At 60.8% G+C, this 26,321-nt stretch carries 25 protein-coding genes and 1 pseudogene; 12 read left to right on the top strand and 14 right to left on the bottom strand.

The features are described 5' to 3' along the window. Positions 1 to 189: 189 nt before the first annotated feature. The 9 genes and pseudogenes from AC0L17_RS31720 (at position 190) to AC0L17_RS31680 (ending at position 9,010) form a co-directional block, all read left to right on the top strand. Positions 190 to 612, top strand: a complete 423-nt coding sequence (locus AC0L17_RS31720) for a VOC family protein (protein ID WP_473518661.1) — start codon at positions 190 to 192, stop codon at positions 610 to 612. A gap of 325 nt (positions 613 to 937) precedes the next feature. Continuing rightward, a complete protein-coding gene (locus AC0L17_RS31715; RefSeq protein ID WP_091595669.1) occupies positions 938 to 1,162 on the top strand; it encodes a dodecin in 225 nt (74 codons plus the stop codon). Positions 1,163 to 1,547: 385 nt separating this feature from the next. Continuing rightward, a pseudogene (locus AC0L17_RS31710) lies at positions 1,548 to 1,835 on the top strand (adenylate/guanylate cyclase domain-containing protein); the annotation flags it as partial. 218 nt (positions 1,836 to 2,053) lie between these two features. Beyond that, a complete protein-coding gene (locus AC0L17_RS31705; RefSeq protein WP_473518660.1) occupies positions 2,054 to 2,980 on the top strand; it encodes an ArsR/SmtB family transcription factor in 927 nt (308 codons plus the stop codon). 183 nt (positions 2,981 to 3,163) lie between these two features. Beyond that, positions 3,164 to 4,675, top strand: coding sequence for an arabinosylfuranosidase ArfA (arfA, locus tag AC0L17_RS31700; protein ID WP_473518659.1), 1,512 nt, complete (start codon positions 3,164 to 3,166; stop codon positions 4,673 to 4,675). Between the two features lie 45 nt (positions 4,676 to 4,720). Beyond that, positions 4,721 to 5,812, top strand: coding sequence for an ABC transporter ATP-binding protein (locus tag AC0L17_RS31695; RefSeq protein ID WP_473518658.1), 1,092 nt, complete (start codon positions 4,721 to 4,723; stop codon positions 5,810 to 5,812). 1 nt (position 5,813) lies between these two features. Beyond that, entirely contained in the window at positions 5,814 to 6,749 is a 936-nt protein-coding gene (locus tag AC0L17_RS31690; protein ID WP_473518657.1) for a carbohydrate ABC transporter permease, read from the top strand. Beyond that, positions 6,746 to 7,594, top strand: coding sequence for a carbohydrate ABC transporter permease (locus tag AC0L17_RS31685; protein WP_473518656.1), 849 nt, complete (start codon positions 6,746 to 6,748; stop codon positions 7,592 to 7,594). Before AC0L17_RS31690 ends, AC0L17_RS31685 begins: the two co-directional genes overlap by 4 nt. 96 nt (positions 7,595 to 7,690) lie before the next feature. After that, complete coding sequence (locus tag AC0L17_RS31680) at positions 7,691 to 9,010, top strand: ABC transporter substrate-binding protein (protein WP_473518655.1); 1,320 nt, start codon at positions 7,691 to 7,693, stop codon at positions 9,008 to 9,010. An 81-nt stretch (positions 9,011 to 9,091) separates the two neighbouring features. On the opposite strand, the gene AC0L17_RS31675 is transcribed toward AC0L17_RS31680, so the two are convergent. From AC0L17_RS31675 to AC0L17_RS31625, 11 genes are all read right to left on the bottom strand, one after another. After that, the gene (locus tag AC0L17_RS31675; RefSeq protein WP_473518654.1) at positions 9,092 to 10,126 is read right to left on the bottom strand and encodes an adenylate/guanylate cyclase domain-containing protein; all 1,035 of its coding nucleotides are present in this window, start codon (positions 10,124 to 10,126) and stop codon (positions 9,092 to 9,094) included. A gap of 116 nt (positions 10,127 to 10,242) precedes the next feature. Next, positions 10,243 to 11,295 carry an alpha/beta fold hydrolase gene (locus tag AC0L17_RS31670; RefSeq protein ID WP_473518653.1) on the bottom strand — a complete coding sequence of 351 codons (1,053 nt, stop codon included), beginning with the start codon at positions 11,293 to 11,295 and terminating at the stop codon, positions 10,243 to 10,245. 43 nt (positions 11,296 to 11,338) lie between these two features. Beyond that, positions 11,339 to 12,076: a hypothetical protein gene (locus AC0L17_RS31665; RefSeq protein WP_473518652.1), complete on the bottom strand. Its 738-nt coding sequence runs from the start codon at positions 12,074 to 12,076 to the stop codon at positions 11,339 to 11,341. Between the two features lie 53 nt (positions 12,077 to 12,129). Continuing rightward, positions 12,130 to 12,936, bottom strand: a complete 807-nt coding sequence (locus tag AC0L17_RS31660) for an SDR family NAD(P)-dependent oxidoreductase (RefSeq protein WP_473518651.1) — start codon at positions 12,934 to 12,936, stop codon at positions 12,130 to 12,132. A gap of 129 nt (positions 12,937 to 13,065) precedes the next feature. Next, positions 13,066 to 13,728, bottom strand: a complete 663-nt coding sequence (locus tag AC0L17_RS31655) for a VOC family protein (protein ID WP_473518650.1) — start codon at positions 13,726 to 13,728, stop codon at positions 13,066 to 13,068. 67 nt (positions 13,729 to 13,795) lie between these two features. Beyond that, the gene (locus AC0L17_RS31650; protein WP_473518649.1) at positions 13,796 to 15,073 is read right to left on the bottom strand and encodes an epoxide hydrolase family protein; all 1,278 of its coding nucleotides are present in this window, start codon (positions 15,071 to 15,073) and stop codon (positions 13,796 to 13,798) included. After that, complete coding sequence (locus AC0L17_RS31645) at positions 15,070 to 15,498, bottom strand: DUF6130 family protein (RefSeq protein ID WP_077380650.1); 429 nt, start codon at positions 15,496 to 15,498, stop codon at positions 15,070 to 15,072. Before AC0L17_RS31645 ends, AC0L17_RS31650 begins: the two co-directional genes overlap by 4 nt. Before the next feature lie 88 nt (positions 15,499 to 15,586). Continuing rightward, entirely contained in the window at positions 15,587 to 16,948 is a 1,362-nt protein-coding gene (locus AC0L17_RS31640) for an epoxide hydrolase family protein (protein WP_473518648.1), read from the bottom strand. Positions 16,949 to 17,188: 240 nt separating this feature from the next. Continuing rightward, the gene (locus AC0L17_RS31635; RefSeq protein WP_473518647.1) at positions 17,189 to 17,575 is read right to left on the bottom strand and encodes a response regulator transcription factor; all 387 of its coding nucleotides are present in this window, start codon (positions 17,573 to 17,575) and stop codon (positions 17,189 to 17,191) included. 73 nt (positions 17,576 to 17,648) lie between these two features. Next, on the bottom strand, positions 17,649 to 18,311 hold the full coding sequence (locus tag AC0L17_RS31630; RefSeq protein WP_128247318.1) for a response regulator transcription factor: 663 nt from the start codon (positions 18,309 to 18,311) through the stop codon (positions 17,649 to 17,651). A gap of 13 nt (positions 18,312 to 18,324) precedes the next feature. Next, positions 18,325 to 19,908, bottom strand: a complete 1,584-nt coding sequence (locus tag AC0L17_RS31625; RefSeq protein WP_473518646.1) for a sensor histidine kinase — start codon at positions 19,906 to 19,908, stop codon at positions 18,325 to 18,327. Positions 19,909 to 20,524: 616 nt separating this feature from the next. Between AC0L17_RS31625 and AC0L17_RS31620 the strand changes: the two genes are divergently transcribed. After that, complete coding sequence (locus tag AC0L17_RS31620) at positions 20,525 to 20,746, top strand: helix-turn-helix domain-containing protein (protein WP_473518645.1); 222 nt, start codon at positions 20,525 to 20,527, stop codon at positions 20,744 to 20,746. Between the two features lie 9 nt (positions 20,747 to 20,755). Then, entirely contained in the window at positions 20,756 to 21,292 is a 537-nt protein-coding gene (locus tag AC0L17_RS31615; protein ID WP_473518644.1) for a Clp protease N-terminal domain-containing protein, read from the top strand. A 61-nt stretch (positions 21,293 to 21,353) separates the two neighbouring features. On the opposite strand, the gene AC0L17_RS31610 is transcribed toward AC0L17_RS31615, so the two are convergent. From AC0L17_RS31610 to araD, 3 genes are all read right to left on the bottom strand, one after another. Further along, complete coding sequence (locus AC0L17_RS31610) at positions 21,354 to 22,064, bottom strand: ribonuclease activity regulator RraA (RefSeq protein ID WP_473518643.1); 711 nt, start codon at positions 22,062 to 22,064, stop codon at positions 21,354 to 21,356. An 83-nt stretch (positions 22,065 to 22,147) separates the two neighbouring features. Beyond that, positions 22,148 to 23,062 carry a dihydrodipicolinate synthase family protein gene (locus AC0L17_RS31605; RefSeq protein ID WP_473518642.1) on the bottom strand — a complete coding sequence of 305 codons (915 nt, stop codon included), beginning with the start codon at positions 23,060 to 23,062 and terminating at the stop codon, positions 22,148 to 22,150. A 10-nt stretch (positions 23,063 to 23,072) separates the two neighbouring features. Further along, the gene (gene araD, locus AC0L17_RS31600; protein WP_473518641.1) at positions 23,073 to 24,815 is read right to left on the bottom strand and encodes an L-arabinonate dehydratase; all 1,743 of its coding nucleotides are present in this window, start codon (positions 24,813 to 24,815) and stop codon (positions 23,073 to 23,075) included. A gap of 241 nt (positions 24,816 to 25,056) precedes the next feature. Between araD and AC0L17_RS31595 the strand changes: the two genes are divergently transcribed. After that, the gene (locus AC0L17_RS31595) at positions 25,057 to 26,103 is read left to right on the top strand and encodes a Bug family tripartite tricarboxylate transporter substrate binding protein (protein ID WP_473518640.1); all 1,047 of its coding nucleotides are present in this window, start codon (positions 25,057 to 25,059) and stop codon (positions 26,101 to 26,103) included. Positions 26,104 to 26,321 lie beyond the last annotated feature (218 nt).

Here is a 26,321-nt window from a genome sequence, read left to right as displayed (position 1 = left end):
GGCCTATCGCCGTCCCGACTAGAGCGGGATACGTTCAAATAGAATTGGGCATCCCGCTCCATCTATTTGTCTTAGCCTGTTGCAAGCTGGACATCAGTTGAGCCGACGCTGAGCCGTTGCGGAACGCGTACGGAAGCATAATCTTGGGTAGTGTGTGATGTGAGCCGCGATGCTGCGCGAGGTTTCCCAATGGCTTACGAGACCGCCAAAAAACCGTTGTTCCGAAAACTCGACAACTATCTACTGCATGTAAGCGATCTTGAGGAAGCCATATCGTTTTATCGGGATCGGCTCGGCCATGCCCTCATCTGGCGGGACGCGGAAGCCGCCGGATTCGCGTTGCCTGAAACTGATGCAGAACTAGTAGTTCATCTTCGTATTGGTCCAGAGACCGATATTCTGGTTGATGACGTGGACGCGGCATTTCGGGAACTTTTGGCAGCGGGCGCAAAGGCAGTGGAACCGCCCTTCGACATCGCGATCGGGCGATGCGCCCGGGTTTGTGACCCTTTCGGCAACGTGCTTGTAATATTGGATCAATCGAAGGGAACGTTCACCACGGACGAAGAACAGAATGTTATCGGCGTAGAGCCCGCGCGTTATCCAACCTGACCGTCGACATTCCACCTAAGCTCAGCCATCAGGCGGAGGAGCGGATTGCGCTGGAAGCGGCCATACAGCGCTGCCAAATGGCCGCTCGCCAATCCAGACCGCTATCGTGCCGGAATGCTATCGTGGTCGTGTGCAGGAACACCATCGGCCGCGAGAGCCATTGCGGCGCTGCCGCGCTGCATGACCACTCGGCGCGCCGTGCCGGCTACTGAAGCACGTCTACCTCGCCTGCGAAGGCGAGGCCGCAAAGAGTGATCGCTCGCCTGCCCACTTTCCGCTTCCGGATTGCGCCACAAATATGGTGCAAACGGGAAAGGAGCGTTCCATGGATGAGAGGCATATCTACAAGGTGGTTGAGCTCGTAGGCTCATCAGGTGAGAGCATCGACGATGCTATTCGCGTGGCGATCGCCCGCGCCGGAAAGACGCTCAGGAACTTGCGTTGGTTCGAGGTAACGCAGACGCGCGGCCATGTTGAGAATGGTGAGGTTCGTCACTTCCAGGTGACTTTGAAGGCTGGTTTCACGCTCGACGACGGTGAAGGCGACTAGGGTGTCAGCCGGCGCAGTCCGGCGAAGCGAATGAGGGGCGCAGTTGCCACGCACCACGCTCCCCGTCGATCCATTCGCGCATGCGAACAGGAAAGTTGCGCCATAAGGCCGCCGTTCCCGACAGTTCTCCGGACCGGACGTTCACGCTCCGGCAGGTGTCTACCCTGAGCGGCCTCTACCGAAAGTCAGCAGGAACCCTGAACGGACCTTCCTGTACTCTTTTGCTGCCGACAGCGGACATTCGCTGAGACCAGCACTGATGCCCCCCATCGCAGACCTGTGTCGGCCCCTGAGCAATGTTCGGAATGGGGCCTATAGCAGCAATGGACATCGTGGCATGGCACAAATACCATCGGCGGAAACTGGGCCCTAAGGCATCATCTAAATGGCCGATGAACGCGCCAAACGCCGCCTTGCCGCCATCGCCGTCGCCGACGTCGTGGGGTACTCGCGCCTCATGGAGGCCGACGAGGTGGGAACGCTGGCGGCGCTGAGGGAACAGCGGAAGAGCGTCTTGGAGCCGATAGTGCGCGACCATGAGGGCCGCATCGTCAAGGTCATGGGCGATGGCGTGCTGATGGAATTCGCCAGCGCGGTGAACGCGGTCGAGGCGGCGCTGGACCTGCAGGAGAAGATGGCCGAGGTCAACACGAGGGAATGGGAGCGTCTGCTCACCACCTAACCGCGACGTAAAACGCTCCGCGGCTGTACGGCAGAACCGAATCCTTCGGCCGGCTGCAAGCAAGCCCAAAACCGCAGCGAGCCTTTGGCGGCCGTTGGTTGCTCCACGAACATAACCAGGACATGAATTCGGCCACGCATTGCTTAAATCAGATATCCCGATATACATGACAATTTCGGGTACAGATTTCGCATAGGGCTGGCAAATTCATGAGTCGCAATTTTCTGGTGATCGAACCTGAGGAAGGCATTGCCGTCCTCAAGGGGCTTGCCTCTTTGGCACGTATCTCCATGCTGAAACTGCTGCATGAAAAGGGGCCGATGAATGTCAACGACATCGCCGCCGTGCTGTCGCTGCCGCAATCGACTGTCTCAACCAATATCCAGGTGCTTGAGGATGCCGGCCTGATCCGTACCGAGAACCAGAAGGCGAAAAAAGGCAGCCAGAAGATCTGCTATCCGACCGCCGAGGAAGTGCTCGTGGTGTTCAAAAGCGAGTATCGTGCGGTCAAGAACAATGCCATCGAAGTGTCGATGCCGATCGGGCTCTACACCGGTTTCGAGGTGACGGCACCCTGCGGCCTGTGCTCTCCGGATGGCATCATCGGTCTGCTCGATGTGCCGAACACTTTCCTCGATCCGGACCGCATGAAAGCTGGGTTGTTATGGTTCACCCGCGGCTTTGTCGAATACCAGTTCCCCAACAATGCCAAGCTCGCCAATGCCGAGATCACCGAGCTTGAAGTGGTGGTGGAACTGTCCTCGGAAGTGCCGGGCACCAGCGCCGACTGGCCCTCCGACATCACACTTGCGATCAATGGCATCGATGTCGGCACCTGGACGTCACCCGGCGATTTCGGCGACAAGCGCGGCGTCTTCACGCCCTCCTGGTGGAAGCTAAAAGGCTCGCAATATGGCAAGCTGAAGAACTGGCGAATTTCCACGGACGGCACCTATGTCGACGGCGTCAGGATTTCCGAAACCAGCCTCGCTGTCCTCGATCTCAAGGGCCATCATTCAATCCGCATCCGTATCGGCGTCAAGGACGACGCCAAGTGCCCCGGTGGGATCAATATTTTCGGCAAGGGATTCGGGAATTACGATCAGGACATCGTGCTCAGGATCAAAACCGGCTGATATCACCAAATCGGGTTTCGAAAATAATATAGCAATTTCAGTTAATAGCCTCGATAGATGGACGATGCCGTCGTTAAATTGTCAGACATTTGGTCGTTTTTGACTTGACGAATGCTTATTGCTTCCTTTTGATATCGAACAAGGTGATTTAAATCACTATTTGTGATATTGTGGGAGGAATGCATGAAGGCAGCCGTCACGGCGCATCCGCACTATGTTGTCTCGAAAATTGATCCGAGGCTCTATGGATCCTTTATCGAGCATCTCGGGCGTGCGGTTTACAGTGGCATCTATGAGCCGGGCCACCCGACGGCAGATGCCAATGGCATGCGTCAGGACGTCATCGATCTGGTCAGGGAACTCAATGTTCCGATCGTTCGCTATCCCGGCGGCAATTTCGTCTCCGCCTACAATTGGGAAGATGGCATCGGCCCCAAGGAAGAACGCCCGGTGCGCCTCGACCTCGCGTGGCACACATCGGAAAGCAACGAAGTCGGCCTGCATGAATTTGCGGACTGGTGCGCCTCCGCCAACACCGAGATGATGCTAGCCGTCAATCTCGGCTCGCGTGGCCTCGATGAAGCCCGCAACTTTCTGGAATACACCAATCATCCCGGCGGCAGTAAGTGGAGCGACAAGCGTATCGCGAACGGCCGCAAGGAACCTTTCGACGTCAAGCTCTGGTGCCTCGGCAATGAAATGGACGGTTCTTGGCAGATCGGCCACAAGACTGCGGACGAGTATGGCCGCCTGGCGCATGAGACGGCCAAGGCCATGCGCGCCTTCTCCAAGTCGCTCGAGCTGGTGGTCTGTGGCTCTTCGAATGCCAGGATGCCGACCTACCCTGAATGGGAAGCGACGGTTCTCGACCATACCTACAACGAGGTCGACTACATCTCGCTGCACATGTATTTCGACAACGAAGCCAACGACGCTCCGAACTATCTCGCCATGAGCGAGAAACTCGACGACTACATCGTCTCGGTCGCCGGCGTCATCGACTACATCAAGGCGAAGAAGCGCTCCAGCAAGCAGGTCTACATCTCGTTCGACGAGTGGAACGTCTGGTACCATTCCAAGGAGCAGGACAAGAAGATCCTCGGCGGCAATGACGGCTGGCCCTTTGCCCCGCCACTGCTCGAAGACATCTACAATTTCGAGGACGTGCTGCAGGTCGGCCTGATCCTCAACACCTTCATCCGTCGATCCGACGTGGTCAAGATCGCGTGCATGGCGCAACTGGTCAACGTCATCGCGCCGATCATGACCGTTCCCAATGGCCCGGCATGGCGCCAGACGATCTACTATCCCTATCTCTATGCCTCGATCTACGGACGCGGCAATGCGCTGGATCTCAGGGTGGAATGCCCGACCTACAAGTCCACTGTCGCGGGCGACGTTTCCTATGTCGACGTCACCGGCGTGCATGACACGCAAAACGGGCATGTCACATTCTTCGCCATCAACCGCCATTCGAGCGAAGCAATCGAAACCGTGATCGACATCACCGGCTTCGGCGCGGCCGACATCGTCGATCACCAGGTGATGACGCACGCGGATCTGAAAGCCGTCAACTCGGCCGCGAACCCCGGCAATGTCGGCCCCAGGAAAGGGGCCGGCGCCTCGGTGGCTGGCGGCAAGCTGAGCCTGTCGCTGCCGGCCTATTCCTACCAGATGATCCGCCTGAAGCTCTGACTGGCGGATCATCGAAAAGTGCATGCGCCGAAGAGGAGCGTCGACGTGACAGCCGATATCGAGATCAGGAATGTGAACAAGCGCTTCGGTGCCATGGCGGTGCTGGAGGATCTGTCCCTATCCATCAAGGCACGCGAATTCATCGTGTTTCTTGGACCGTCCGGCTGCGGGAAATCGACGCTTCTGCGCATGATCGCTGGCCTCGAAACCGTCGACAGCGGCGAGATCGCCATCAATAACGAACGCATCGATCATCTGCCGCCGGGCAAGCGCGGCATTGCCATGGTGTTCCAGTCCTATGCGCTCTATCCGCATATGACCGTGCGCGACAACATGGCCTTCGGGCTTGAGAATATCGGCATGTCGCGCGAGGTCATCGATGCTCGGATCAACGAAGCCGCTCGCATCCTCGAAATGCCGCACTTGCTCGAGCGCAAGCCTGGCCAACTCTCGGGCGGCCAGCGCCAGCGTGTTGCCATCGGCCGTGCGATCGTCAAGGAACCGAAGGCCTTCCTGTTCGACGAGCCGCTCTCCAATCTCGACGCGGCTCTGCGCACCCGTACCCGTCTCGAACTTGCCCAGCTTCACCAGCGCCTGCAATCGACGATGATCTTCGTCACCCACGATCAGGTCGAGGCCATGACGCTCGCCGACCGCATCGTCGTCATGAACAATCGCAGGATCGAGCAGATCGGCTCTCCGATGGAGATCTACGAACGCCCGGCGACCAAATTTGTCGCCGGCTTCGTCGGCGCACCGGCGATGAACTTTGTCGAAGCGACACTCGATAGGTCGGCCGAGCATGCCGCGGCCAGGTTTGCGGATGGCATTTCGGTCCGGACCGAGATCGTCTCCAGCCGTTTGAGCGATGGCAAGCACACTTTCGGCATCCGTTCGGAAGATGTTCGCATCGTTACCGCCGGACAGGGCAATGCCGACGGCGTGGTCGATGTGCTCGAGCGGCTCGGCGAACGCACGTTGGTCTACACCCGGCTGGGAGATGGTCAGCAAATCGTCGGCTCCGACGCCGGCAACAGCCGCGTCGCGGTTGGCCACAAGGTCGGGCTCGCCTTCGACGGCCAGAAATCGCATCTGTTCGACGAAACCGGCCGCGCCTGGCACGCGAGGGAGGCCTGATATGGCCGATCAGATGACGATGCCGCAGACCGCGATGGCGGCAGCAGGAGTCAGGACTCCGAGCGCCGATATCTACGCGCCGCAATGGCGAAACTTCATGTTCGTCGCGCCGTTCCTGTTCTTCTTCGCGACGCTGCTTGTCTTCCCACTCCTCTGGGGAATGTGGCTGAGCTTGCACAAGGCCGATACGTTCTCGTCCGGAAAGTTTATCGGGCTAGGCAACTATGTCAGGCTGTTCCACGACAAGGTGTTCCTGCAATCGGTCTGGAACACCTTCTACTTCGTGCTTCTGACTGTTCCGACACTGGCGTTCCTCGGCCTTTTTCTCGCGCTTTGCCTCAACCGCCGCACCCGCACTGCCGCGGTGCTGCGGACCCTGTTCTTTTCCTCCTCGGTGCTGTCGGTCACCATCGTCACACTGATCTGGCGCATCGTGTTCATTCCGAATGTCGGTCTACTGTCGACGATCTACGGATGGTTCGGCGCAACTGCTCCGGCTTTCATTTCCGATCCCAGCCTTGCGATGATCGGCATCGCCATTGCCACCGTCTGGTGGTGCATCGGCCTGCCGATGATGCTCTTCCTCTCAGCCATGCAGCAGATCCCGCAGGATATCTACGAAGCGGCAGCACTGGACAATGCCAATCGCTGGCAGACGCTGCGCTCGATCACGCTGCCGTCCATCAAGCGCACCTTCATTCTGGTGGTCATCATCCAGATCGTGCTGCAATTCCAGCTGTTCGGCCAGGCCTGGCTGATGACGCGCGGCGGCCCCAACAACCTGACCAAGCCGATCGTGCTCTACATCTACGACACCGCGTTCCGTCGGTGGGATCTGGGCCTGGGCGCCGCGGCATCGGAAATCCTGTTCATCCTCATCCTGATCGCGGCGATGGCCCAGTACCTGGTGACGCGCAGCAGAGGAGACCAGACATGAGCGCTCCAGCCGTTTCGATCAAGGGACGGGCATTCGGCGACCATGTGTTGCTGGCCCTTGTCATCCTACTGTCGATCGTCATGATCGCACCGGTTCTGTGGGTCATCGGCCTGTCGCTCAAGGACAATGCCGAACTGATGGCCGATCCGAATTCGGTGTTTCACGCGCCCTATACGCTAAAAAACTACATCAACACCATCGGTACGTCGTCGGTGTTCATCTGGGTGCGCAACAGCATCATCGTCTCCGGTGGATTGACGCTCGGCACCTTGATCCTGTCGTCGCTTGCCGGCTACGGCTTTGCACGACTGAATTTTCCCGGCCGGGACGTGCTGTTCGTCATTGTGCTGTTCGGCCTGGCCGTTCCGGAACAGGCAGTGCTTGTCGCCCGCCACCAGATCTTCAGCGTGCTGAAATTCCACAACACCTATCAAGGGCTCATTCTTCCCGGCCTGTCGGCTCCGTTTGGCGTCTTCCTGATGACACAATATTTCAAGGCCATTCCAAAGGAACTGGACGAAGCCGCCATGCTGGACAATGCCGGCCGCTTCAGGATTTTCTGGAAGGTGCTTCTGCCGCTCACGCTGCCTGCACAGGCAACGCTCGGTATCTTCACGTTTCTCGGCGCGTGGAACGATTACTTCTGGCCGCTGATTTCGGCAACAAAGAAGGACATGTTCACGCTGACGGTCGGCATGGCCTCGACGCAGACCAATTTCGCGCAGTCCGAAGGCATCGGCTTCCTGATGGCGCAGGCGGTGTTCGCCGGTGCGCCGATCCTGATCGTCTACCTGTTTTTCCAGAAATACATCGTCACGGCGGTCTCCGGCGCCGCGGTGAAATAACGAAAATGCCTGATGGCCGGGGGAATGCGCAGCGATTGAAGCACGAAGGCCAATCCAGGGTGGAGCGGCGGAAACTCAGTAGTAGGAGGAACTGATATGAAACTGAAGAAAATACTGTTTGCCGCCGTTTCTGCGGGCGCGATGGCGCTCGCAAGCCCAAGTTTTGCCGCGACCGAACTGAACGTGCAGCGCTTTTTCGGCGCCTGCGATGCCGATTTCGGCACCAACACCGATCCCACCAAGGCGGTTGGCGAATGTGGCATCATCACTTCGCTGATCAACAAGTTCAACGCCGACAATCCCGATGTGCACGTCAACGTCACCACCGTGGAGTGGCCTGGCTATGATCAGCTGACCGCGCAGTTTGCTTCAGGCGACGCTCCCGACATCGTCACGATCCACGAGTCCGTGCTTTCGGACTACCAGTCGAAGGGCCTGTTGATGCCGCTGGACGATCTCTTGAAGTCGGTCGGTGTGACACCCGACGCCTTCACGGGTGCGGCGAGCAATGGCGCGACCAAAGACGGCAAGATCTACGGCCTGCCGATCGACAGCTGGACGATGCTCTATCACATCAACATGGATCTTTTCAAACAAGTCGGGCTCGTCAACGCCGACGGCACGCCGATCCTGCCGAAGTCGCCCGAGGAACTGCTCGCCCAGGCCGAACAGTTCAAACAGAAGACGGGCAAGCCCTATTTCGTCCAGAACCTGGCCAATGAGACGGCACTCTACACGCGCAACCTCTACACCTATCTTTTCCAACAGGACTCCGACTTCTTTGCCGATCCGAAGCATGTGAAGTTGAATACGCCGGAGGCCAAGAAGGTCATCGAGATGTACAAGGCGATCTTCGACAAGGGCTACACCACCAAGGACCTCGACTATGGCGGCTCAATCAACGCCTTCCTTGCTGGCGAGGGTGGCGTCCACCTTAACGGCACCTGGGTCGTCGGCGACTACAACGCCCAGTCAGAAACCAAGGGTACGGCGCTCAACAAGGGCGGCTATGCGGTTTATCCGTATCCACAGCTGTTTGGCGGCGCTCACGCGCAATATGCCGACGGCCATACCTGGGCAGTCTCGCAGAAGGACCGCACACCTGAACAGACGGCAGCAATCGGCAAATTCCTGAAGTTCTTCGCGGACAACGATTTTGAATGGTCACGCACCGGTCATTTGCCGGCATACAAAGCCGTCATCGCCTCTGACGCCTTCAAGGCCCTGCCGCATCGCAACACGACCGCCGCGGTCGCCGATCTCGGCAAGCCGCTGCCCTCCGCCGTACAGCGCCAGTTTGCGATCCAGGACATTATCGGCGAAGAGATGAGCGCTGCAATCAGTGGCCAGAAGGACGTCGATGCCGCACTGGCCGACATGGAAAGCCGCATCAACGAATTGCTCGCCAACATTTGACCGCGGGGCGAACACTCGCTCCACCCCACGGCTGGAAACAGTCGTGGGGTATGGTGGTGCAGAATGATGGCGCCACTCCAATCAGCTTTCCAATGCTAGCCTTACGGCTGAAATCTGAAGCGGTTCATCTCTGCCTCCAATCACATGAAATCCGAGGTTCTCCGCGACGACATGTGGAGGTAGAACACGGATACCGGCGAGAAGATCTGCGGAGACCAGAATGGGATGACCGAGAGCCTTGGATAGCGACTCCAGACGTCCAGTGGTGTTCACGACATCGCCGAAATACGCGATCTTGTGTCGCTCAAGGCCAATCTCAGCGGTAACGACCGACCCGCAATGCAGCACGGCGCGAAACTCCGGCACTTGCCCGAAACGCGCTTGCCACGCCGCCGCCTGATCCCTTATGGCCGCCGCGAAGTCGAAGACGCAACGAAGACACGCGGCGTCCCGCATGCCGCGATCCATGGGCCAGGTGACCAGCGCCATATCCCCGATGTAGTCGTCAATAGAGCCCTGGGAGCGACGAACAGGCGACGCAAGTGCGTTGAATATCTGTCCGAGGTAGGCCTGGGTCTCCAGATCTCCGTACCGATCCGCGAATTTCGTGGAGCCACTGACATCGAGGAACAGAAAGATCCGCTCCTCCTTGATGGGACGGTGATAACGACCGAGAAGCAGGCTGGTGAACAGGCTTGGCCCGATAAGGTCACGCAGTCGGAACACGAATGCGACGAGGGTGGAGACGCCGAGTGAATACAAAAGACCGGACTCCGACATCACCATGGCTTCGCGGGCGGTGCTCATATAGCCGAGGAGATGGTGAAGCGCTGTGCCGGCGGCGGCGTTGCCGATCAAGATCATCAACACGTAGGTTGCGATCGTAGCCACGACGAAGACAGGCGTTGCCGCTTGCCGGATCACATTGCGCCATCGGCGCAAGATAACGCCGCGCTCATACAACAGAATAGGAGTTCCGATGAACACGCCCCTGACTGCGGAGTGCAGGGCCTCGACGTCGAACATCAGTGCGTAGGCCAAGCCCGCTACTGCCCCCACAATGGGTGCGAGGAGCCACTGCAAAGGGCGACGAAAGCGGTCGCGGCCAGTGTTCATTTCGTATCCTGCTCGATGACATCCGGGGACTGCCCCGGCCTGTTGCTCGGTGCGGGTGTGATTTCATAGTTTCGCCCTGGGCACCCTCGATCATGTATCGTGGTATTGCCGTTTGCTCAGGCTAGACTCGCCACCTGAATTATGGCGTCTGCAAATGCCTTCGGTGCTTCCTGAGGAAGATTATGCCCTATGCCGCCGGATATGAGCCGGTGCTCGTATTTGCCGGAGAACATCTTGGCGTAGCCGCTGGGGTCGGGATGCGGCGCGCCGTTGGCGTCGCCCTCCAGAGTGATCGTCGGCACGGCGATGACCGGAGCTTTCGCAAGTCGCTGCTCCAACTCGTCATATTGTGGCTCGCCTTCCGCCAACCCGAGCCGCCAGCGGTAGTTGTGTACTACGATGTCGACATGATCCGGATTGTCGAAGGCGGTAGCGCTGCGCTCGAAGGTTGCGTTGTCGAAATTCCACTGCGGAGAAGCGAGCTGCCAGATCAGCTTGGCAAAATCCCGTGTGTATTTTTCGTAGCCAGCGCGGCCCCGCTCAGTGGCGAAGTAATATTGGTACCACCATTGCAGCTCGGCTTTCGGCGGCAGCGCCATCTTGTTGGCCTCCTGGCTGCCGATCAGATAACCGCTGACCGAGACCAAGGCCTTGCAGCGTTCCGGCCACAATGCCGCGACGATGTTGGCCGTGCGTGCGCCCCAGTCGCAACCGCCGACGATCGCCTTATCGATCTGCAGTGCATCCATCAGCGCAATGACATCAACCGCGACCACCGCCTGCTGGCCATTGCGTGGCGTTTTGTCGGAGAGGAACCGCGTGGTGCCATAGCCGCGCAGATATGGAACGACGACCCGAAAACCTTTCGACGCCAAGATCGCCGCAACGTCGACATAGGTGTGGATGTCGTACGGCCATCCATGCAGGAGGATGACGACCGACCCTTTGCCAGGACCGACCTCGGCATATCCAATGTCGAGGTCGCCAGCTTGAACCTGCTTCAACGGACCGAACGACGTGTTTGCTGGTGGTTCGATTGTGCTGGCGTCCGGTTTCGTAATGCTGGACTGCGCATTTGCCGAGCCCGTCATGGCAAACTGAGCGGCCGCGACGGTGGTGACGGCCACGCCCAACAAGTGGCGTCGATGGAGGTCGATCTGTTCGGTCATAGCGGTTTGTATCCGTTGATAAGGCATGGTGCCTGGTGGAAGATTATCTTCGGTCGACCGTCACATCGGACACGTCGACCGTTATAGGTGCGAATGCTTGGTTTGCGACCCCCTCGGCGTCATGCAGGAGCACACGCCGACGTGTCGGGAATACGAACCCGTCAAAGGTTTTGTGGTCATAAGCGTAGTGTGCGACCGGCGGGTTTCCCGTCACGTCGGGCGAATAGTCCATGCGCCGCTGCATGAACGCATCGTCATAATAAAAGACCTGATCGGCGTTATGGTTGGCGATGGTCTTGGGGAACGTGACGGCCAGCCGTCGCCACGTTTGCGCGCCCTCTCTCCAGGGGGCGATTTCTCGTGCTTCGACACTGGGCAGTGTGAAGACGAACGGCGCCGTGAGGTAGTTCCATACGGCGGCGCTCGTGAAGTACGCCACCTGGATCGCATCCCAGGGTGTGCTGCCATCCAGAAAGGGCAGCGGAAATGAGCCACGTGGATTGAAACGCTCCTCGATGATGCGGCCGTCGCGCGTAGCGATAGCGACCCGCTCGGGAGCGACATCCAGCACAGACATACGGTCTGGTGCTGTGAAGGGCGAAAAAACGATGTGCTCGCGATGTGGATCGAGCGTGACCGTCTGCTTGGAATAGATGTCCGGCCAGCCCCTTGCAGCCCAAAATACGCCCCCCAGCGACATTTCCGCAGTGATGCTTGTAACGTTACCCCAGTTCTGCAAACCGCCATGCGCCTCTAGAACCGCCGTCAAAAGCTTGTCCATTTTGATTCTCCTCGGGCGCTTTGCTCAGGCTGACTCATTGAGTTTTCGCTTGGTTAGGCGGCCACGGCGATGCCGTACCGCGCCGGCGAGGTGTTGAGCGAAAGGTTTGGGATGAGTTTCTGCCGCGCCGCTTCATAAGCGTGCCAGTCGGCGACGTCGGGAAGCGAGGGAATAGTCACCAACTCGCCCTGGTCGAGGCCGGCAAGGGCCGCGTCGACGAGGTCATCGGACTGCATGATCGCCTTGCTCGGCAGATCGTCGAGCGAACCTCCTGATACGTCCCAGAAATTGGTGGCGATGGCGCCGGGCAGAACCGCCTGGATGCGCAGCCTCTTGTCCGCAAGCTCCTTGTGGAGCGACAGGCTGAAAGCGAGCACAAAGGCTTTCGTCGCGCCATAGACACCGTTGAGGATTTCCGGCGCGATGGCGACCGCTGACGAGATGTTGATGATTGTGCCGCCGCCTCGCGCCACAAAGGCCGGAGCCGCTGCATAAGTCAGGCGGGTCAACGCCGTGATGTTGAGCCCGATCATCGCTTGCATCTTGTCAATGTCGGATTCCAGGAGCGGCGCGACAGCGCCGATGCCAGCGTTATTGACCAACATCGTGATGGCGGGATCGGCGCCGAGCAAGGTCTCGATCCGGCCCAGATCCGCCTTGTCGTTCAGGTCAGCCGCAACGGCGCTGACGTTGCAATTCGTTGAGCCGGCGATGCGCCTGGCCACTTCGTCCAGCCTCTCCTGGCTGCGCGCCACGAGAATGAGGTCATAGCCGCGGCGCGCCAGCCGGTCGGCGTAGATCGCTCCAATCCCGGCGGAGGCGCCGGTCACCATCGCGATGCCCACTTTGGAATACGTCATGATTGCTCTCCCATTCGATTGCTCTGGCAACTGCGCGTGAAACCATCTGCCGCAAGCCTGGCTTGGATCGCCGGCTAAGTTTGGCGGCGGGACGGTGATCCGCCCCGCTCACCCAATTTCGGTTGCTGCTTAAAGCGGCAGCGGCTTGCCCGCCTGCTCCGCCACCATGTACTTGGCGTACCAGTCCGGCCAGTTCTCGTCGCGCTGGCCGCCATTGCGCTTCTCGTGCTCGCCATGGGCTAACCCCGCGCGCCACATTGCGGCCGCAAGGTCCGCTACCGAAGCATAGTCCGTCGTATTGGAATCGACCCGGCCAGGGAGCCGGGTGGTGACCTCCTGCAGCAGCCACTCGTTGCCGTCTGGATCCTTGAAGGTTGCGTAAGAGGAATAGCTCTGCCGCTCCGGATGCCTGCCGCTGAGCGCTGGTTTGCCCGGACCGGCGCGGTGGAACACTTCGCTCACCTCGACCCCGTGGCCAATGAGTTCGGCGCGCGCGGCGTCAATGTCCGACACGACGAGGAAAAGCCCGCTTGCGGAGCCGGGCGCGGCCGACGTGATGCCGGTGCCGAAATGGATCGAGGCCGGCGAGCCCGGAGGCGTGAACTGCATCGCCCGGAACGTGTCGCCGACGACGAAGTCGCCGTCGAGCCTCCAACCCAGGCCTTCGTAAAACTGCTTGGAGCGTGCTGCGTCCGAAACTGGGATAACCACGGCCTCGAGCTTCATGTCGAGCGTCCGCGTTGCGGGAGTTTCGATCGGTTTTTCGCTATGCGTCTGAGTGGTGCTGCTCATGTCGATCTCCTTAGGTTTAACCTGTTGAGCGTTGAACGCGTCCGAGCTGGGGCCAGGTACGCGAGCCTCAGAAATCTTGTCGGAGCGGTCGGAACGCCGCACGCAACTCGGCGGAAAACAGTTCGGGCTGCTCCCAGGCGGCGAAATGACCGCCCTTGTTGACCTCATGAAAGTAAATCAGGTTTGGATAGGCGCGCCGGGCCCACGTCTCCGGGGCCAGATAAGTTTCCTCCGGAAAGACCGTGATGGCCACCGGCAGCGCGATCTCGAGGGTCCGCTCGACGGCGGCAAAAACAACGCTGCGTCCACCGTACTCCCAGTACAGCCGCCCTGCTGAGGTCGCGCTGTTGCTCAGCCAGTACTGAGTAATGTCGTCCAGCACCTCGTCCGGGGACTTTTCGGGATCGCTGTTGTCGTATGTCCAGCGTGAGAAGCCCGGATGCCCGAGCATCCACGCCGCGAGGCCTGTGGGGGAGTCATTGATGGCGTAGCCGATCGTCTGCGGCCGGGTGCCCATCATCGTAGCGTAGGATCTGTTCCCCATCTTGGCTGCAGCGCTGAGCGCGTCAAACGCTGCGCGTTCCTTATCCGTGAGTCCCGTTGGCGCTGGCCCGCCGACGGCGAGCACCGCGGCAATCTCGGGCGGCACCACCGCCGGCAAGTTGATATGAATGCCGAGCAGACCTGTCGGCGCCTGGCGCGCCATCGCGCTGGAGACGGGGGAGCCCCAGTCGCCACCCTGTGCGACGTAGCGGGTGTAACCCAGGCGTTTCATCAGCTCCGCCCAGGTTTGCGCGATGCGATCAGGTCCCCAACCCGTCTCTGTCGGTTTGCCGGAGAAGCCATATCCCGGCATCGAAGGCAGGACGAGATCGAACGCGTCCTCCGCTCGTCCGCCATGAGCTGTGGGATCCGTCAGCGGGCCCACGGTCTTGAGCAGTTCGAACACCGACCCGGGCCAGCCATGCGTCATGATCATCGGCAAAGCATTGGGATGCTTCGAGCGGACGTGAATGAAGTGAATGTCCACGCCGTCGATCGTTGTCATGAATTGAGGCAAGGTGTTGAGCTTGGCCTCGGCCTTTCGCCAGTCGTAGCCGGTGCCCCAATACTTGACGAGCGGCTTCAGCTTCGCCAACTGTATGCCCTGCGACTGGTCATCGACCGTCTCGCGATCCGGCCACCGTGTTTCGGCGATGCGCCGACGAAGGTCTTCGAGCGCCACTTGCGGGATGCTGACGGTGAAGGGCCGGATCGAGCGATCTTCGGCCGCACTGGCGTTGGCCAAGGCGGAAAAGATGCAAAGCCCGAATGCCAGCACGGTCGCCAACTTGTGGAGCTTCATGGCTGAATCTCCTTGCCCGGCGAGTGGAACGTCACCGTTTGCTTGGTGAAGACGTTACCTTCGGCGTCCACCACCTCGACTAGGACCTTGTGCTGACCGCGCGGCATGCCCACCAGGATGATGGTGTCGCTCTGACCGTAATCCGCCCACGCCCAGGGCAGGTCGTCGACGGTGAGGTGCAGATGCCCGACCCGCGGAGACACGTTGCGCGCGGCCGGCCCACCGACAGGCAGGATGCGCAGGTTCTCCACCCGGTACGGGATGAACACCACGCCCCCGGCCAACGGACCCGGAAGCGGCGGCTCCACGATCAGCTTTGGCGCGGGCTCGTTGTCGATGGGCACGACCGTGCTCTGGGCGAACGCACCCGTGGCGAACACGGTGCAAGCCGCGAGTGCGGTGAGCGTCTGGATGAGAAGGTTCATTGCATTCTCTCCTTTGGAGATGCGCTGGGGGTTAATCGCCAGGCGGAGGGTGACGCGCACCTCCGGCGCGCCGTCCCCGCTCAACACGTCACGCCGTCCGCAACGTCTTGAACGATGCGCGCACGTCGTCGGTGAAGTACTTCGGCTGTTCCCATGCCGCGAAGTGGCAGCCCTTGGGCGGGTGGCCGTAATGCAGGAGCTTCGGGAACGCGCGCTCGGTCCAACTCTTCGGCGCGGTGTAGATCTCGCTGGGGTTCGCGCTTACGCCGACGGGAATGGTGATGCCTTTGGCGTCGAAGAAGCCCGCCTTCGCCGTTTGCCGGTGTTCCCAATAGAGCCGGGCCGACGAGATGGCCGTGTTGGTCAGCCAATAGAGCGTGATGTTGTCGAGAATGTCGTCGCGGGTAAGGCCCTCCGGCTCCCCATCGAAGGAGCGGGCTATCAGTGCATAACTGTCCGCATCGTGATCGAGAATCCATGACGCCAGGCCGGCCGGTGAATCGACGAGCCCGTAAAGCGTCTGCGGACGAAGCGCCATCTCGTTGGCATAGCCCAGGCCGAACTTGTAGAAGAAGGCGACCTGCTCGTAGGCGCGCTTTTCGTCGGGCCCGAGATCGGCGGGAGGCGGACTGCCGGCGGCAAGCGCCTTCACAATCTCGGGCGGAATGGTCGCTGGCATATTGGTGTGGATGGCGATCAGCTCGGGAGGCGCCATCAGAGCCATCTGTTCGGTGATGAGAGCCCCCCAGTCGCCGCCCTGTGCAACAAACCGGTTATAGCCCAGGCGCTCCATCAGCACGGTCCACGCTTTCGCGATGCGCGCCGGATCCCAACCGGGTTGGGTCGGTTTGGCGGAAAAGCCGTAGCCCGGCATCGACGGGATCACCACGTCGAACGCGTCGGCCGCGGTTCCGTCATGCGCCGTGGGGTTCGTGAGCGGATCGATGACCTTCAGCAGCTCGATGACCGAACCGGGCCAGCCGTGCGTGATGATGACCGGCAGCGCACCCTGATGGCTTGATTTCACGTGGATGAAGTGGATGTCCAGCCCGTCGATCTCGGTGACGAAATGTGGCAGCGAGTTCAGCTGCGCCTCGCACTTGCTCCAATCATATTCCGTTCCCCAGTACTGAATGAGCTTTCGCATCGTCGCGAGTTGCACGCCTTGCGTGTCGCCTGCCGCCAACGTCGCCGAAGTCCGCCGAGAAGCTGCTTCGGACACCAACTCGCGATCGGGCCAACGCGTGGCGGCGATGCGACGGCGTAGCTCGTCGATCTCCTCCTGCGGGAAGCTGACGGTGAAGGGGCGGATTGAACTGGCTTCGGCCGCGGCCGCCGGCTGAGACGAGGTGAAGTTGAACGCGGCAGCACCTGCCGAAGTGGCAAGCAATGCGGTGGCCGATGTGGCAAGAAAGTCGCGCCGATTTGGCGCCGGTGATGCCGTGGACATGATCAGTCTCCTTCGTTGCGCGGTGCCATTAGAGTGGTTGACCACTTTAGTTGTGCTCTCACTCCGGTGCGCGCTCCATCGGACGTAGGTTGGTCGTGACCGCATTTTCGTTTATGGCGGTCATACCTTAGGTTTATTGGCCCCGACGGGCCCGAGCATCCCTCGGTTTAACGGATGCGCTTCGACGAATTGGATTTTGGGGTCTGCCGAGCCTGATCGCGCCCAGCGATCAGCGACGCGCTAGTCGCTCTCACCGGCATTGTTTTTCAATGCAACGTCGAGGCAGCGAGACAGCGTGTCGCCGTCAAAAGGCTTGCTCAAAAAGCAGACGGCGCCTCGAAACAGCGCTTGAGCGTGCGCCTTTTCATCGGGAAAGGCCGTGATGAAAATGATGGGCGTGTTATGTCCACGCGTGCGCAAGATATCGTGCAACTCGATTCCGCTCATCTCCGGCATCTGGATGTCTGAAATCAGACACGAGGTTTGAGCCAGTTGCTCTGAATGCAAGAACGCACGCGCGGATGGGAAAGCGTGGGCGACAAACCCAAGCGACCGTACAAGACTCGCAGTTCCGCTTCGAATGGATTCGTCATCGTCGACGATTGAAATAACGGGGGTGTCTGGCAAGCGATTGGCCCATCCATGCGCACCGACAATGGTACGAGTCGGCTGTGTTCGAAAGTCATACATAGATATGAGGCTACGAGGACATTTCCCGGCCGATACCGAGTGCTTCGGCCATTTTGACCAGGTCCGCGAGCGATTTCGCACGCATCTTCTTCATCGCGTGGCCGCGATGAATCTTAACCGTAATCTCGCTGAGGCCGATGTGAGCGGCGATCTGTTTGTTCATTAAGCCGGTAGCGACGAGCGCCATCACCTCCTGTTCGCGCGACGTCAGGCTGTCGAACAGGCCCTTTAAGTCGAGCCGTGCGCGATCGGCATCCAGCCTGGCCCGGTCGCGGGTGATCGCGGCGGTGACAGCATCCAACATATCCTGGTCGCGAAACGGCTTGGTGATGAAGTCGACGGCGCCGGCTTTCATAGCCCGTACGGACATGGGGATATCGCCGTGTGCAGTGATGAAGATGATGGGAATATGGACATCGGCCTTGGTCAACTCGGCATGAAGCTCGAAGCCGCTCAACCCCGGTAGCCGAACATCGAGAACCAGGCAGCTCGGGATCGGAGGCAGCTTGCTTTGCATGAGTTCGTTCGCCGAATGGAATAGTTCGGCGCGCAAACCGACCGAGCGGAATAACAGGCCGAGCGAGTCGCGGATTCCGACGTCGTCATCGATCACATAGACAGCAGGCTCGACCTCTGTCGTCGGCTGCAAACTGTTCGGTGCGACTTTGATCACAGACGGATCCTTGTCATGCGGAGACAGATCGAGTTGCGCTAAAATGAAATATGGCACCCCGGGGCGTGTTCGGGGCCGCCCACAATCGCCCATCGTGGGCTTCGACGATCGATCTGCAGATCGACAGGCCCATCCCCATGCCGTCGGGCTTTGTCGTGAAGAGCGGGTTGAAAATTCGATCCACGTCTTGCGGACCAATGCCTGTTCCAGTGTCCGCAACCGAAACCGTTACGTGGCCATCGTCATGCAACTTGGATTTCACGGACAGCACCCGCGCCCCGCCGACCGCGGCCATGGAATCGATGGCGTTCGTGATCAGGTTTACAAGCAACTGCTGTAGCTGGATTCGATCGCCTGTTACCCGCGGCAGGCGTTCATCCAGCTCGGCTTCGACCATTATCCGGTGTTTCGCCACACCCTCTCGCACCAGGGTGAGTGTTTCCCCGATAAGGCTGTTGAGGTCGAGCGGAGCTCGCTTGCGGTCTTCTTTCCTGAAGATCGTTCTAATTCCGTCGATCACCGCTGCCGCGCGATGGCCACCGGCGATAATCTGCTTGAATGCCTCCTTTGCTTCCTCCAGATCGGGCATCGAGCGACCGAGAAAGCGCAAGCCGGCATCGGCGCTCGTTATCATGCCGGATAGAGGTTGTTTGACTTCATGCGCAACCGTGGCCGCGACTGCGTCGCCGGTTACCAGTCGCGCCTCGCGCTCGTGACGCTGGCCACGGACCGCTCCGAGAAGCCGCGTATAAAGGGTCGTTATCTCGTGAAGCAAAACCATAAGGACGAGACCGCTGGACAGAACTCCGAAGACGCGGACGGTATACCAGCCAAGGCTGAAGCGAGCCGGATCAGGGTAATAGCTTAAAGGCATCTCTATCGTGAATAAGAGCATCACGACCATCAACCAAAGATCGAGCATTGAGTGTCGCCGGATCCAGAGCACGACCATCGCGGCAATACTTAGCAATGCGACGGGCGCGCCCACATAGGGCCACACCGGGCTAAGGCGAGTGGAATCGAGGGTCACGGGCGGCAATAACGCTTCGCCCGCTATGAAAAAATATGACGCCAACAAGACCACGGCTGCGGTCAGGGCGACACTGAGGCTAATCTCCGCACGCGCGGTACCCTGCCAAAATCGTTTGCTGGGGTTCGTGCCCTTTGAGAGGGCATAGCCTATGACGAACAGGGGAAAGCCAGCGTGCTGGAAAAAATAGATCCATGACGTACTCTGCATGCCGCCCACCAGGCCGCCCCGTGGCGTGAACAGACCTGGAAACGCCAGGACAAACGGAATCAGCATGAGCGCTGTAAAGAGATATCCGCTTGCGATCAGGAGCGTGGCACGTGAGCGCAGGATGGAAAACTGAGTGTACAGGAGGATTGCGGTGATCGAATCGTTGACGAACATCGCTGTCGCATAGGCAGGCACGAAGGCGTCGACCCGGCTCAGATGGATGCCCGAGAGCGGACCAACAGTGATCAACACATAGACGGCCAACAGGCCAAGCACAAAAACAAGGGCGAGCTGCTTCTGCGCCCGACTTGGCGGCAAGCTCGAGAGGACGAAAAAATCGTCCTCTGGGACTGTCACGGCTGTCCTCTCCATAAAATACTCATCGCAGCGGCTGCGGCGCGCGGCACGAAAGTCATGGCGCTCGAATATGATAAAGCTATTTTGCCTGAACTTATCGTCATTCTACCACCCGGGCTGCCAAGTAACAACGAACCACCAGGTCGGCGCGTCAGCGAGATCGCACTTTCCTGCCAATGACCCGATCTCGAACGTGGATCTTCCCCGATCGGCGATTGGGCCGTGGCCCATCAATACCGAGCAGCGGCGGGTTGGGCTGCTCTGCTGCTTGTCCGGCTTTGTGCCCCGATCGACCCGAGTCCGTAGGCTCGCGCGTACAAGGATTCGTCAGCGCGTGCCAATGACCGCAAGGGTCCGGCACCGGCTGCTCGGTGCTGGGCTGGATCGGCGGCGCAACACCCGGCTCCTTGAAGAGCCTGAACAAGCCGACCGGGGTTCTGGCCTATCGCGCTCCTGACTGATCTTTTTGTTCAAGCATCGGATTTTTTCCCAAAACCAGAAGTCACAGATAATGCCTGGCGGCCGCTCTGCCCCGGGTTCTCTGGAAATCGACCCGAATGCATCGTCCCGTCAACATGTGTTGACACGAGACGATTTCGTCAACTAATGCTGACGCATGATCGATGTCCGCCAACTGCCCACACCTGACGAGCCGGAGCAAGCATTGGCTGCGGTCGTTGCGCTTCGGCGAGCGGCTGACCTGTTGGAGCGTAGAGCGGTCAAGGCGGCCCTGAAGCAAGGTTGGTCCTGGGCGAAGATTGCCCAGGCACTCGGCATCTCCAAACAGGCAGCCCATAAGCGGCTGTCCGACATCAACGCCCAGGACAATCCGCCATAGGAGACGATCATGCTCAGCGGCATCAAAACCCGTCTATCGAACGTCCGCACCATCAAGACACTGTGCGAAAGTGCCGAAAACTACGCTTTAAAGGACCAGCAGCGACAGGCCGGCGCCGAACATTTCCTGCTGGCGGCTATCGATCTTCCCGACAATACCGCCCGTCTCGCATTCCGCGAAATTGGGGCGGACGCCGCTGCCTTCCGCGACGCGGTCGGCGCTCAATATTGGGAAGCCCTGCGCTCCGTTGGGGTGAACGCCGGCGAACACAAATCCGGGGGTTTAACCCCGGAACCGCTTCAGGGAGCTGCAGGCCTTTATGACGCAGCCCCGTCGGGAGCTGAGGTGATGAAGGAATTGGCGGCCAACCGAAACGATCACCGTCCACTGCTGGGTGCGCATGTCGTGGCTATAGTCGCAGCGATGGAGCAGGGAGTGGCGGCACGTGCGTTGCGCTGCATGGGAGTCGATCCCGCTGCGCTGAAGGCGGCGGCGAACAAGTTCTCGCGCGCCAGCAATCGGCACACGGGACCGATGGGCGCCTGAGGCCCAGGTCTAGGCCCTGGCACTCCGAGCGGGCGAGGACCGACCTTCCGGTTGCGCGCGCCTATCGGCCGCGCTCGGCGCGCCACGTTTTGAACCGTTCGGCGTGTTCGTCTCGTGTGCAGGGATAGAGCCCGATGATCGGCACGCCGCCCTTGACCTGTTCGACCACGAAATCCTCATAGACGGTCATCTCGGCCGCCTCATTGGCGACCTCACCGGCGATCTCCCGCGGAATGACGATGACACTATCGTCGTCTCCGACTACGATATCGCCAGGGAACACGGCGACGTCCCCGCAACCGATCGGCACGTTCAGGTCCAATGCCTCGTGCAGGGTGAGATTGGTCGGGCTGGAGGGCCGGGTATGATAGGCGGGGATATCGAGTTCGCCGATCACCGCGGCGTCGCGGAACCCGCCGTCGGTGACCACGCCGGCGACGCCGCGCACCATCAGGCGCGTCACCAGAATGTCGCCCGCGGATGCCGCGCGAGGATCCTTGCGGCTATCCATGACGAGCACATGGCCCGCCGGGCAGGTCTCGACGGCGACGCGCTGCGGATGATCCGGCTTGCGGAATTCTGTGAGCTGGTTGCGGTCCTCGCGCGCGGGGATGTAGCGCAGCGTAAAGGCCGGCCCGACCATGTTGCGGCCTTTTCGCTGCAGCGGACCCACGCCCTGGATTACCTGGTTGCGCAGGCCGCGCTTGAACAGCGCTGTGGCCAGGGTGGCGACGGAAACGCCCATCAGTTTTTCGCGCAGTTTCTCGTCCATGTTCGCTTCCTCAATTCAGGTGCTGGCACTGCAAGCGCCGTGGTTTCTCCGGTCGCCGGTGTGGGCGGAAGGCAATTCGCAATTCAGTTGGGATTTCCAGCCGCAAGGCGGTTCGCGACTAAAAAGGCGTCGAGCCTCGCCTGCTGCGCCGAAGTGAGCGGCCAGGCCGAGGGCGGGCGCGTCGGTCCGCAGCCAAGGCCCTGCGCGATCAGCGCCGCTTTTACGCCGGTCACGTTGGCGCCGCCCATCTCCTCCGCGCGGATGTCCTCGAAGACTCGCATTCCATCGATGAGCGCGTTCGCCTTCTCGAATTCGCCGGCCTCGAGTGCGGCATGGATCGCGACCGACCGTTTGGGCCATACGTTTATCAGCCCGGAGGTGAACCCTCGTGCGCCAACGGCATAGAAGACCGGCGCCCAGACCTCGGCCAGACCTCCGACCCAGACGATCGACGGGTCGCAGGCAGCCCGCGCTTCCGCCAGGCGAAGCGGATTAGGCGTCGCCCATTTCACCCCCTTGACGCCTGGAAGGCCGCACAGCTCGGCGATGGCGCGCGTGCCGATCGTGTCGTTGCGCAGATAGAGCATCATGGGCAGGCCGCCCGACGCGTCGGTCACCGCGTTCAGGTAGTCGACCAGCCCTCGCGGCGCGACGAATGCGTCGGGCGGCTGGTGCACCATCAGCGCCGCGGCTCCGGCCTCGGCGGATGCTTTCGCCAGCTTTCGCGCGTCACGGATGCCCCGGCCGACGCCCGCGAGCACCGGCGCGCGGCCGGCTACCATCGAGACGACCTCACGCGCCATCGCCACCGCCTCGTCGGTTGTCAGCGCATAGAACTCGCCGGTGTTGCCGTTGACCACCGGCATGTGCACGCCGGCGTCGAGTGCCCTGTCGAGGATCGGGGAAAGCCGTTCGGGCGCGATCTCGCCGCGTTCGTCGTAAGGCGTAACCAGAATGCCCGATATGCCGGTCAGCGCCTTGTCGAGGGAAAATGTCATGCCTGGCCTTTCAGAAGATGTCCGGTTCGCCGGTTGAAGCGCCGAAATCGCGTTCGAGGAAGTCGAAGTCGCAACCTTTGTCGGCCTGCGTCACATGACGCGAGAACATCCAGCCCCAGCCCCGTTCGAAATGCGGCGCCGGAGGACACCGTTCGGCCCGGCGTCGCGCCAGTTCGTCGTCCGCCACCAGCATGTCCAGGCGCCGGTTCGGCAAATCCAGCCGCACGATGTCGCCTGTCTGCAGCAGCGCAAGCGGCCCGCCGATATAGGCCTCCGGCGCGACGTGAAGCACGCACGCTCCGTAAGAGGTTCCCGACATCCGCGCATCGGAGATGCGCAGCATGTCGCGGTGACCCTTTCTGATCAGCGCCCTGGGGATCGGAAGCATGCCCCATTCGGGAAAACCCGGTCCGCCGAGCGGGCCGGCGTTCCTCAGCACCAGCACGTGGTCCGGCGTGACGTCGAGATTTTCGTCGTCGATCGCCGCCTTCATCGCCGGATAGCTGTCGAAGACAAGAGCCGGGCCTTCGTGAATATGGAATCGAGGGTCGCAGGCGGCCGGCTTGATGACGGCGCCATCTGGGCAGAGGTTGCCGCGCAGCACGGCGAGCGACCCTTCCGAATAGACCGGGTTGGACAGCGGGCGGATCACGTCGTCGTTCCACACCTGCGCGCCCTCGAGCGTTTCGCCGAGCGATTTGCCGGTGACCGTCAGCGTGGAAAGGTCGAGCCGCTCGCATAATTGCGCCATCAGCGCACGGAGGCCGCCGGCGTAGTAAAAATCCTCCATCAGGTAGTCCTTGCCGGCGGGGCGGACGTTGGCGATGAGCGGGGTGGCACGGCCGAGCGCGTCAAGATCGTCGAGAGTCAGCGGCACGCCGGCGCGGCGCGCCATCGCGATGAGGTGGACCACGGCGTTCGTCGAACAGCCGGTGGCCATCGCGACGATAGCCGCGTTCCTGACGGCTGCCGCGGTGACGATCTTATCGGGGGTGAGGTCGTCCCAAACCATGTCGACGATGCGCCGTCCGCATGCTGCCGACATGCGCTGGTGGTCCGAATCGACGGCGGGTATCGAGGAAGCGCCCGGCAGCGACAGCCCCAGCGCTTCCGTGATTGCGGTCATCGTCGAGGCCGTGCCCATCGTCATGCAAACGCCGGCCGACCGCGCGATGCCGCCCTGGATACCCGTCCACTCGTCATCCGAAATCTTGCCCGCACGCCTCTCGTCCCAGAATTTCCAGGCATCCGAACCGGAGCCCAGCGTCTTGCCGGCGTAGTTGCCGCGCAGCATCGGGCCGGCGGGAAGGAAGATCATCGGCACGCCGGCGCTGAGCGCGCCCATCACCAGCCCCGGCGTGGTCTTGTCGCACCCGCCCATCAGCACCACGCCGTCGAGCGGATGCGAGCGGATCATCTCCTCCGTCTCCATCGCCAGCATGTTGCGATAGAGCATCGAGGTCGGCTTGGTGAAGCTCTCGTCGACCGACAGTGCAGGCAATTCGACGGCGAACCCGCCCGCCTGAGCGACGCCGCGCTTCACGTCCTGCGCCCGCTCGCGAAAATGCGCGTGGCAGGAGTTGAGCTCCGACCAGGTGTTGAGAACCCCGATCACCGGCCTGTCGCGAAAATCCTCCTCGGAATAACCGAGCTGCATCAGCCGCGACCGGTGGCCGAAGCTGCGCAGATCGTCCGGCGCAAACCAGCGCGCCGACCGCAGCGACGCCGGTGTTCTGCGGTTGTCGTCGGGCATGACATCCTCCACGCGTATCGCTCGATGTATGCGGTAACATTCATGTTTGTCAATTTGGTGCGTCCGCGTAGAACAGAATTTCTACCCGCTAATGTCGGTCCGGTTGACAGAAACGCTCGTTTTCGTGCATGAGGATGTATGCGCTAACATAGATGCGCATGGGAGCGGGTTGTGCGGCAGTGGGAGATTGCCGCGCGACCCTGAGATCGCGCCGCGGGTTCCGCGGCCCAGGGAGGACATCATGAAACTGACCCGCAGATCCCTTCTCGCAACAGGAGCCGGGGCCGCCGTCGCGCTGGCGAGCCCGTTCGTCGCGCGTGCGCAGAGCCTGCCGCGCAACATCCGAATGGTCATCGGTTCGACTTCGACGGGCGGCGACACCTACCAAAACTCGTCGATCGTCGCCGAAGCGCTGGCGCAGAAGCTGGGCGTGAACATTCGAGTCGACCCGGTGGGCACCAGTGAGGCGCTGAACGCCACCGGCCGCGATTCCCGCGGCACGACGATCATGCTGCACCACGACCAGATTTACCTCTCCTATCTCTACGGAGTGCCGGGCGTCCCCGATGCCTTCGCCGATTTCGCGATCGGACCGACTGTGGCGATCAACCCCGGCGACTGCTTCCTCGTTCCCAAGAAGTCCCCCTATCAGTCGATGGAGGACGTTTTCGCGGCAGCCGCAAAAGGCGAGAAGGTTCGCGTCGCCATCCAGCCGGGCGGCGTCTCGGAGATCGGTTTCACCGGCATGCGCAATGCTGCCCGCGTGCGCAATCCGGGATCGGAAGCCAACATCGTGGCGGTCAACACCGGCTCGCAGGCCGACAAGAACCAGGCGATGTGGGACGATTTGGCCGACGTGATCAACGGTTCGATCCAGGCCAACGAGCAGTTCACGCAACTGCCGGAAGACGACCGCACCGCGATGCGCTTCGTCTGGATCACCGCGCGTCCCGAGACATTGGCGCAGGCCCCCGAGGCGGGGATGGGTGGAACGAGCCGGGAAGAAATGCTCAAATTCACCAGCCCCCAGACCAGCGTCACGCTCGACGGCAGCAAGGATTTCACGTTCGACAAGGAGTTTTTCCTGCTGTTCAACAAGGAGATGGACGCCGCCATGGCGTCCGAGATCGACGCCGCGCTGAAGGAAATCTACGCCGCCGGCGAGATCCAGAAGCGGCAGACCAAGGCCTTTTTCATCCCCAACTACCTGCCTCAGGCCGAGGCGAAGGCGCATCTGACGTCCAAGCGGGATACGGTGGCCTCGATTATCGAGAAGCTGAAGGGCTAGAGCATCGTGCCGAAAAGTGGATGCCGGTTTTCAGCAAAACCGATGCGAAAACAAAAAGCTGGAGCGAGCCGCCAATTGGGCGGCTTGCTCTAGGGGTATAGTCTTTCGTGGGGGGGGGGCGCCCGCCCGGCCCGCGGGGCGCCGGGGGGGGGGGCCCGCCGCGGGGGGGGGGTTTGAGGGGGCAGCAAGCATTAGAAAAAAAGCCACCCGGTGGGTGG

This window comes from Mesorhizobium sp. WSM4829, from assembly GCF_055811475.1.
Note: the sequence above shows the minus strand (reverse complement) of the source record. Positions and strands in the feature narration are given on the sequence as shown.